The organism is Rhizobium sp. N122 (assembly GCF_002211295.1).
Lineage (GTDB): Bacteria > Pseudomonadota > Alphaproteobacteria > Rhizobiales > Rhizobiaceae > Rhizobium.
Genome location: NZ_LOKU01000004.1, coordinates 182,039 through 191,063 on the forward strand (window position 1 = coordinate 182,039; position 9,025 = coordinate 191,063).

Consider the following 9,025-nt stretch of genomic DNA (forward strand, 5'->3'; position numbering starts at 1 on the left):
GGCCTCAGATTCGCTCCGCAAGCGATGCCATCATCAAATCCCACGCATCGGCGGCCGGATCAAGGGCTGCCTGCAGCGGCTCGAACTTCCTGCGGGCAATGGCGCGGGCAAGCTGGAACTGCACCGATTTCGCCGCGTCCGAAATGCGCCTGGCATGCTCGGCGGCGGCGGCGAATTCACCCGAAAGCCAGACAAGGTAATCCGCCGCCAGCTCGAAATTGGCGCCCACCTGGCGAAGCGTGTTGAAGGCATATTTGTGGAAGAAGCCGAACGGCCGTTCCGCCACCGCTTCCACCTGCCGGGGAAAGACTGCCGCGAAGGCGCGGATCGGATTTTCGCCAGGACGCCTGGTGAAATGAAAGCCGGCAAGCCGCCGCGCGGTCGCGCGCAGATGCGCTTCATCAGCGGGCTTTTCCGGGAACCGCGCAAATTCCGTATAGGGAAGGAACGGCGGGTCGTTCTCCGTCAGCTGCAGCTGGAACAGACCGTCGAAATCCTCGCCTTCAAGCTGGAAATAACCGGCATTGTGAAAATATTCGACGCGCTTGGCCGCAACGTCCAGCCGGTTGATCGCAACCGTCGTCTTGCCGTGCTCCTGCCGATAGGCGGTGCCGCGCGTATCCGGCATGTAAAAGGAATCCATCTCGATCAAGCAGAGACGGTGCCGCGCGATCTGCACTTCGACATGGCGTTCGACGCGGTCGTAAATGGCAAGCTCGGTCGCGCGGATGCCGTAAAGCGCTTCGAGATCCTCAAGCGGCACCTTGAAGAAGGTGAACTGGTCGCCCTCGAAATCCTGGGTCAGGGTGAAACCGAGCATCGCCTCGGGCGCAACACCCGATGTCGCCAGCACCTCGATCCAGAGATCGACATAACAATTGGTTTCCGGCCAAGCGCGCTCGCCGGAATGCAGCGCGTGCGCCCGGTAGGTCTCCGGGTCGATTCCCGAAAATACCGATGTCATCGACCGGCTCAGCCCCACAGCGCTTTCCGCACGTTGGCCGGCCATTGCTTCACGTCGAGCCCGTGATGGTGGAACAGCGCAAGCGCGATGCGCTCCAGTCCGAAGCCCACGCAGGCCGTGTGCGCGACGCTACCATCTTCGAGGTTGAGGCCCCATTTCGTGCCGAAGGCATCCTGATGATAATTGAAGCTCATGCAGGCGGTCGGATTGGCGGTCGAGGTGATCGGGATCAGCAGTTCGAATTTCAGGTTCTGGTCGCGCTGATTGTTGGCGAGCATCTTGCCGGCGCGGCCGAAGAACGGATCGTTGGCGATATCGATCGTCACCTCGAGGCCGACGGCCTTCATCATCTCGACGCCGCGGTCCATCCAGCGCTGGCGGAAATCGGTGACATGCTCTTCGGTGCCCATGCAGACATATTCGCGCATGCGGAACAGCTGCTGGCGGGCCGGATCTTTCGACGGCTCATGACGGAAGCAATAGGATTGCAGGTCGAAGAGGCCGCCGGTCTTCGGCAGATTGCCGCGCTTGGCGACCGTCGGATAGAGCGGATAGCAGGCCGCCGGCGTCAGCACGATGTCGGTCGCCTTCTGCCCCTTCGTCCAGTCCTCGCCGACTTCCATGCATTGCAGCAGGCTGACATGGTCGAGTTCGCTGCCGCAGAAGCTGTGCACCGTGCCGGCAAGCTGCGGGAAGCTCTTCATGTAGCCGCTCTTTTCGAAGAAGGCGCGGTTCATGCCGGGCGGAAAGCGCATGGCCTCCGCACCATCGGCGCCGCCGACCTTGTCGATCAGGCGCTCAAAGGCAGCGATCACCTCTTCGAACTGGCCGCTGCGGCCATAGAGCCCGTCGATGCCGGTATCGATCAGCAGGCCGGCTTCGAAAAGCCGGTCGAGAAACGAGGTCTGCATATCCATGACTGTTACCCCAGTAGGCTAGTGTCCTGCTTATGGACAAGAAGCATGCTCGACGTATTGCCGAGGATGCGGTCGTTCGAGATCATCAGCTGCGCGGAATGCGCGTCGCGCAGATGGCGTCCGAGGCTGAAGGGCGTGCCGTTCTTGTAGCCCATGATGCCGCAGATCAGCATGGCGTGGTTGACGATCTCCAGGATCGTCTCGGACGCGGCGATCTTGACGTTGTTCATCGCCACGGCAAAGCCCATCGAAGACAGCCTGTCGACATCGACCTTGGCATCCTCATAGGCCTTGAGGCCGGCAACCACATTGGATTTGACCATCTGCAGCAGGTTGGAAACCTCGGCGAGGCGGAGCGCTCCCGGCGGCGGGGCATCCGGCGCCTTGCGGGCGGCGGCGCGCACGAAGGCCTGCGCGCGCGCCACGGCGTCGACCGCGATGCCGTACCAGACGCCGCTCCACAACAGATGCGACGAAGCGAGCATGGATTGCGCCGCGATCTCGGCGAAAGGCTTCGGCAGGATCTGATGGGCCGGCGCCTGCCCTTTGAAGAGGAAGCCGTCGGAGCAGGTACCGCGCATGCCGAGCGTATTCCAGGCGTGCGTTTTTTCGAGCGTGTACTGATCCTTGAGGAAGGCCGTCAGCACCTGATCGGAGGAAGCCGCCTGCGCGTGAGCGCGCGAGGTGATCAGGATGGCGTCGGCATGCGAGCCGTAGGAAATGACGGTCGCATCCTTTTCAAGCCGGCAGACATCGCCATCGACTTCTACCGCGCAAATGCTGTTGCGCAGGTTTCCGCCGATGCCGCCCTCGGTGGTGGCGGAGGCGATGAGCAGCTGCTCGGCGGCGATGCTGTGCATGAAACCGCGATGCCAGTCGCTGTCGGCGCCGTGTTCGACGAGACTCGACAGCTTGATGTGATGCATGGCGAAGACCATGGCGCTTGCGGCGCAGGCCTGACCGAGCATCGAGCACAATTCGGCGATCTCGGTGATCGAGGCGGATTCGCCGCCGAGATGACGCGGCACCTGGGTGCCGAGCAGCCTCTCGGCCTTCATCGCATCCACGGCTTCCCGGGGGAAACGGCCTTCGACGTCGACGGCATCGGCGTGTTTGGCGGCGATTTCGGCGACGCGGGCGACCCTTGCGACAAGACCGTCCTGCATGATCTTGACGGGGAAATTCATCAGGCGACCTTCCGGCTGTCCCGGATGAGATCGACCGTTCTGGCGATGGCCGAGATGCTCGCGAAGGATTTGCGGTTCAGGAGATTGTCGGGAAACTCGATGTCGAAGGCCTCTTCGATGCCGAGCATCAGCTGCACGGAGGCAAAGGATGTCAGACCCGCCGCATAAAGGTCGGCATCGTCGGCGACCTGGTCGATCGACGCAGGAAGTTTGCCGAATTTGGCTACGAGGTCGCGGATTGTCTTATTCATCCCATCACTCCAAGATTCTCATGATCCCGAACCGGCGTTCATCGCCTTGTCATGAGCGTTCTTTTAGTGCGGAAAACAGAAAATTCCGCTAATTTATAGCGTTAAATATGATTAAGGCTCACAGTTAGAATTTTACCGATCATGCCGGTCAGAGCGATAATATCGCTTCCGTATCAGCGACTTAATCTTGTTTTGAGAACGGCACTCGACGCAATTTACGCCGCAGCCAGTACAGAAATGACACGGAAAGCGCCGCTTTGCGTCAATCGGCCGGCGGATAGGAATGCTCGTCGCCGCGGTAGTCCGAGACGGAATAACATCCCTGCCCCACGGGCCGGATGGCGCTGCCGCTAACGACTGCCTTGCCGTAACCGCCGGGGATATCGAGGATGTAGGTCGGCTGGCAGAGCCCGGAAATCCGCCCGCGCAGCGCCGCGACGATCCGCTGCCCCTCCTCGATGGTCATTCGGAAATGGCCGGTGCCGGGCGCAAGATCCGGATGATGCAGATAATAGGGTTTGACGCGGATTTCGACGAAGGCCTTCATCAGTTCCGCAAGCACGTCCGGATCGTCGTTGACGCCCTTGAGCAATACGGACTGGCTGACCATGGCAATGCCGGCATCGACAAGACGGGCGCAGGCGGCACGCGCTTCCGCCGTCAGCTCTTTGACATGATTGGCATGCAGCGCCACATAGACCGTCTTGCCGCTCGCTTTCAGCGCGGCGATCATCGCAGCATCGACCTTGCCGGGATCGACGACGGGAACACGCGTATGGAAACGCACGATCTTCACATGCGCGATGTCAGCGAGCGCCTCCATAATGTCGCGGAGACGGCGCGGCGACAGCACCAGCGGATCGCCGCCGGTGAGGATGACCTCCCAGATTTCCTGGTGACCCCTGATATAATCGAAGGCGGCCTGCATCGCCGCCGCATCGAGCGTGCCGAGGCCCTGCGGCCCGACCATTTCGCGGCGGAAGCAGAAGCGGCAATAGACCGGGCAGACATGCACGGCCTTCAAGAGCACGCGATCGGGATAGCGGTGAACAATGCCTTCGACCGGGCTATGGGCATGATCGCCGATCGGATCGGCGCGTTCTTCGCGGGCAACCGTCAATTCGGCGGCATCGGGCACGAACTGCCGCGCGATCGGATCATTGGGATCGCTACGATCGATCAGCCTCGTCATGGCAGGCGTCAGCGCGATCGCATAGCGCACGGCGACCGCCTCCAGCGCCAGGCGATCGGCCGGCGCGACCAGCCCTGCCATCACCAGATCGTCAACGCTTTTGAGCGGTTTGACGGCATTCATCGTCCATACTCCGCAACAGGCGCCCAGAGCACCTGGTCGATGCGCGAGGCCCCGGTCGCCAGCATCACCAGCCGGTCGAAGCCGAGCGCGATGCCGCTTGCCTCGGGCATCAGCGACAGCGCGGCCAGGAAATCCTCGTCGAGCGGATAGGTCTCGCCGTAGACACGCGCCTTCTCGGCCATCTCTATCTCGAACCGCCGGCGCTGTTCGGCAGCATTGGTGAGTTCGCCGAAGCCGTTGGCAAGCTCCACGCCGCAGGCATAGAGCTCGAAACGTTCGGCAACCCTGGGATCACGCGCCGAGGGGCGCGCAAGCGCTGCCTCCGAGACCGGATATTCGTCGAGGATGGTGATGCGGCCGAAGCCGAGATGCGGCTCGATTTTTTCGACCAGCACCCGGCTGAAGAGGTCGGCCCAGCCGTCGTCCCCGGCAACACGCATGCCGACGCGCTTCATCTCGGCGGCCAGATGATCGCGATCGGTCGAACCGTCGCCGGCGACGGAGGCGAGAAGATCGATGCCGGTATGGCGCTCGAATGCTTCGGCGACGCCGATCCGCTCCGGGCCGGCGAAAGGATCGCTCTCGCCGCCGCGATAGGCAAGCCTGTCAGTCTTCGCCGTCTCTGCCGCGAGCGCCAGGATTCGCACGCAATCCATCATCAGGCTCTCGTAGCTTTCCCCGGCCCGATACCATTCGAGCATGGTGAATTCGGGATGGTGCAGCGGCCCGCGCTCGCGGTTGCGATAGACATGGGCAAAACACGAAATGCGTTCCTCGCCCGCCGCAAGCAGCTTCTTGCAGGCAAATTCCGGTGAAGTGTGCAGGTAGAACGGCGCCTTTTGCCCATCCGTCGTCAGCGCCTCGGTGGCGAAAGCATGCAGATGCGCCTCGTTACCCGGGGAGATTTGCAGCGCCGCCGTGTCGACCTCGATGAAATCCTCGTGCGCGAAAAACCCGCGCAGTGCAGCCTGGATCGCATTGCGCCCGATCAGGAACGGGCGGCGATCGGCATGCACGGACGGGGTCCACCACGGGGACGCTTTGGCCGAAGAGTTCATTCCAAGCTTTCTTCGCCGGAGAAGCCGGTATGGGGGGTGGCTATTTCCCGGATTTTAGGTTAGTTGCGCCCCCAAAGAAAAACATTTGCGTCTTCTGGGCGTCTCGTCAGTCCTCTACGACGCCGAAAGCCGAGTTACAAGGAAGTCTTATGGTCAAGGTCATCGCCTCTTCGGTCCGCAAGGGCAACGTTCTCGACGTGGACGGCAAGCTCTACGTCGTTCTTACCGCTCAGAACTTTCACCCCGGCAAGGGCACGCCCGTCACCCAGGTCGACATGCGCCGCATCGTCGATGGCGTGAAGGTCTCCGAGCGCTGGCGCACCACCGAGCAGGTCGAGCGCGCTTTCGTCGAAGACGTCAACTTCCAGTACCTCTACGAAGACGGCGAAGGCTTCCACTTCATGAATCCGGCGAACTACGACCAGGTGGTCGTCAGCCAGGAAACCATGGGCGACCAGAAGGCCTATCTCCAGGAAGGCATGACCTGCATCCTGTCGATCCATGAAGGCATTCCGCTGGCGCTCGAACTGCCACGCCACGTCACGCTCGAAATCGTCGAGACGGAACCGGTCGTCAAAGGCCAGACGGCCTCCTCGTCCTATAAGCCGGCCATGCTCTCCAACGGCATCCGCACCTCGGTGCCGCCGCATATCGACGCCGGCACCCGCGTCGTCATCGCCACGGAAGACAATTCCTACGTCGAGCGCGCCAAGGATTGATCCTGGTTTTCATCCATTCGGGAGGCCGGCTCACGCCGGCCTCCCGCTAAGATGTGGAATTCAGGCAAGTGTCGATGCCGAGTCCACTCGCCGCAGACGATTGTCTCGGACGGCTCATTTGCCGGAAATATCTTCGTTGAGCGAAGGCTGCACCGAATTCCAGTATCCGAATTCAGATCACCTTTCGGACCTCGCTCTCGAAGCTCATGACATGAGCCATTGCGATCCTTTCAGCCTCATCCGCGTCGCCTCTGCATACGGCCTCAAGCATGAGGACCTGATCATGCAAGACGTCTTCTAGACGCGGCACCAGTGTCGGAAACCGTTTCATGGCGACGTACAGGATTCTCAGCGACAGATTGTGGTAGTGATCCAGCGTGTCGAACAGGAATGAGTTTTTCGCCACTTTGTAAATGAAGCGGTGAATCCGGCGATCTAGCGCAAGGATGTCTTCCAATGCCATCGGACCGGTTGTCTGCTTGAGTTCGTCGATCAGTTGTCGCGCTTCTTGCCGCTCGAACTCGCGCAGCCTTTCCGCAGCCAATCGAGTCGCCCAGGATTCGATCCGTGCTCGTGCCTCATAAACGGCAGTAAGATCATTGATATCGATTTTGCTGACAAAGGTGCCGCGCCGAGCGCTAACGACAACGAAACCGTCATATTGCAGACGCTGAAGCGCCTCCCGGACCGGCGTGCGTCCGACGTCCATGCGTTTCATAATCTCGGCCTCCCGCAGAAGCGTGCCCGGAGGAAGCAATGTCGTAATGATGTCGTCGCGCAGCCGAATGTATGTCCGCTCCGCCAGCGTTGATTCAGCCGCTTCGTAATCTGCTTCGAATACCGACATATTCAGCGCATTCCTCTCTCTGTGCATTCCGCATAGCCAAACACTTCTCTGCCGAAAAAAGCGCGCAACGAATCTGCTTGACTTCATATAGTGTCGGCATATCTTCAATATATCAGCAATATATAACCACAAAGAGGGGTTCAAATGAAACATGCTGAATTGACGAAAAAATCGCAGGCGAATGGGATCGTTACCCTGGCGATCTTGAGTTTGGGACTGTTCGCGACGGCTGCTGCCGCCGCCGACGATCTGGAACTGACGAAGCCGGGCACGCTCGTCGTTACGGTGCAGCCTTACATGCCATACACGGCGGTCAAGGATGGGAAGCTTGTCGGCCTTGACAGCGACATCCTGACAGCCATCGCCGATAAGCTCGGTCTCAAGATCGAGATCAATGTCACCGACTTTCCGGGCATGCTGGCTTCCGTCCAGACGCAGCGGGCGGATATAACCATTGGCGGAATCGCATGGTCCGACGCCCGCCAGAAAGTCGGCCTGTTCACCGACCCGCCATATTATTCGCCGCCGGCAATGGCCGTGAGCGGCACGGCGAGCTTTCCGGATGTTGCGAGCTTGGAGGGCAAGAATCTCGGTACCGTCACCGGCTATGTCTGGGCGAAATCCATCGCGCAGGTCCCGAACGCATCGCCCCATACCTTCCCGAGCGCCGACAGTGTGTTCCAGGATATTTCTGCCGGGCGCCTCGACGTCGGCTTCCTCGATCCGCTGCTGATCACCTATCAACAGCAGCAGCGCCCCGACATGAAGGTTCGCATCGAATATCTGAAGCCGCCGACGAACGAACAGGTCGCCGCGCACCCCGATTACAAATATTTTCAAGCCTATATGACCGGATTCTACCTTCCAAAGCAGTCGCCGAAGCTGGCCAAGGCTGTTTCCGATCAGATTGACGGCATGTACAAGGATGGATCCCTTGCGGCTTTGATCACCAAATGGGGCGGCGATCCCCAGCAGTTCCTGGTCCCATCGCCCGAGATGGCGGCGCAGCGGCGCGGCGTTGACCGTCCCGCCGACTGGACCCCGCCTTCCCTCGCGAAGTGAGATCGACGCATGACGGCGTTGTCATCCTTCACCGATATGTTCCAGGTTCCCTGGAACGACTACGTGGGAAACATTGCCGGGGGTCTACTCAAGACCCTCGGCTACACCATGGCGAGCTTCGTCGGCGCGACGATCCTTGGTCTTGCACTTGCATTGATGAGGCTCAACCGGCTCCGGCCGGTCCGCGTCCCTGCGGCGCTCTATACGGAGCTTTTTAAGAACGTACCGCTCCTCGCGATCATTTTCCTCACCTACTTCGGCCTGCCTTCCGTGGGCATCAGGCTGGAGGTTTTCGAGGCTGGAGTATTGAGCTTGGTGCTTTTCTACGCCGCCTACCTGTCCGAGATCTTTCGAGCAGCTATCGCCGGCGTACACAGAGGACAGCAGGAGGCGTCTCAAGCGCTCGGGTTAGGGCGCGCCAAGACTTTCAGCCATGTCGTTCTGCCGCAGGCGGTGCGGCTGGCGCTTCCCGGTATGAACACCATGTTCGTCGACCTGATCAAATCGACCTCGCTGCTTGTGACGATCTCCGCTGCCGAACTGATGACGCAGGCCCAATTGATAGCGTCGGAAACTTTCCCATATGCGCTAACTTAGCCTTGACGGTGATGGTTGCAGATGATTCACCGTGGCCATGAGCGATTCGTTACAAGCATTGGATTGGGAGGAGCTAGTCGAACGACTAGGCTCGGCGGAAGAGTTGGA

At 60.4% G+C, this 9,025-nt stretch carries 9 protein-coding genes and 1 pseudogene; 3 read left to right on the top strand and 7 right to left on the bottom strand.

Annotated features, from left to right (window positions below; translation table 11 throughout):
* Positions 1-4 precede the first annotated feature (4 nt).
* The 6 genes from ATY75_RS04780 to epmA form a co-directional block, all read right to left on the bottom strand.
* Positions 5-982, bottom strand: a complete 978-nt coding sequence (locus tag ATY75_RS04780) for a DUF1839 family protein (RefSeq protein ID WP_190241314.1) — start codon at positions 980-982, stop codon at positions 5-7.
* Positions 973-1,881 (bottom strand): amino acid--[acyl-carrier-protein] ligase, encoded by a 909-nt coding sequence (locus ATY75_RS04785; protein ID WP_088936638.1) that lies wholly within the window; start codon positions 1,879-1,881, stop codon positions 973-975. Before ATY75_RS04785 ends, ATY75_RS04780 begins: the two co-directional genes overlap by 10 nt.
* 5 nt (positions 1,882-1,886) lie before the next feature.
* Positions 1,887-3,068, bottom strand: coding sequence for an acyl-CoA dehydrogenase family protein (locus ATY75_RS04790; RefSeq protein WP_088936639.1), 1,182 nt, complete (start codon positions 3,066-3,068; stop codon positions 1,887-1,889).
* Complete coding sequence (locus ATY75_RS04795; RefSeq protein ID WP_012559298.1) at positions 3,068-3,319, bottom strand: acyl carrier protein; 252 nt, start codon at positions 3,317-3,319, stop codon at positions 3,068-3,070. Before ATY75_RS04795 ends, ATY75_RS04790 begins: the two co-directional genes overlap by 1 nt.
* A gap of 262 nt (positions 3,320-3,581) precedes the next feature.
* A complete protein-coding gene (locus ATY75_RS04800; RefSeq protein ID WP_088936640.1) occupies positions 3,582-4,634 on the bottom strand; it encodes a lysine-2,3-aminomutase-like protein in 1,053 nt (350 codons plus the stop codon).
* The gene (gene epmA / locus ATY75_RS04805) at positions 4,631-5,692 is read right to left on the bottom strand and encodes an EF-P lysine aminoacylase EpmA (RefSeq protein WP_088936641.1); all 1,062 of its coding nucleotides are present in this window, start codon (positions 5,690-5,692) and stop codon (positions 4,631-4,633) included. Before epmA ends, ATY75_RS04800 begins: the two co-directional genes overlap by 4 nt.
* 149 nt (positions 5,693-5,841) lie before the next feature.
* Between epmA and efp the strand changes: the two genes are divergently transcribed.
* Positions 5,842-6,411, top strand: coding sequence for an elongation factor P (gene efp / locus ATY75_RS04810; protein WP_008528334.1), 570 nt, complete (start codon positions 5,842-5,844; stop codon positions 6,409-6,411).
* 172 nt (positions 6,412-6,583) lie between these two features.
* On the opposite strand, the gene ATY75_RS04815 is transcribed toward efp, so the two are convergent.
* Complete coding sequence (locus tag ATY75_RS04815) at positions 6,584-7,258, bottom strand: GntR family transcriptional regulator (RefSeq protein ID WP_088936660.1); 675 nt, start codon at positions 7,256-7,258, stop codon at positions 6,584-6,586.
* A 144-nt stretch (positions 7,259-7,402) separates the two neighbouring features.
* Between ATY75_RS04815 and ATY75_RS04820 the strand changes: the two genes are divergently transcribed.
* The gene (locus tag ATY75_RS04820) at positions 7,403-8,320 is read left to right on the top strand and encodes a transporter substrate-binding domain-containing protein (RefSeq protein ID WP_088936642.1); all 918 of its coding nucleotides are present in this window, start codon (positions 7,403-7,405) and stop codon (positions 8,318-8,320) included.
* A 9-nt stretch (positions 8,321-8,329) separates the two neighbouring features.
* Positions 8,330-8,899: pseudogene (locus ATY75_RS04825) on the top strand (amino acid ABC transporter permease); the annotation flags it as partial.
* Positions 8,900-9,025 lie beyond the last annotated feature (126 nt).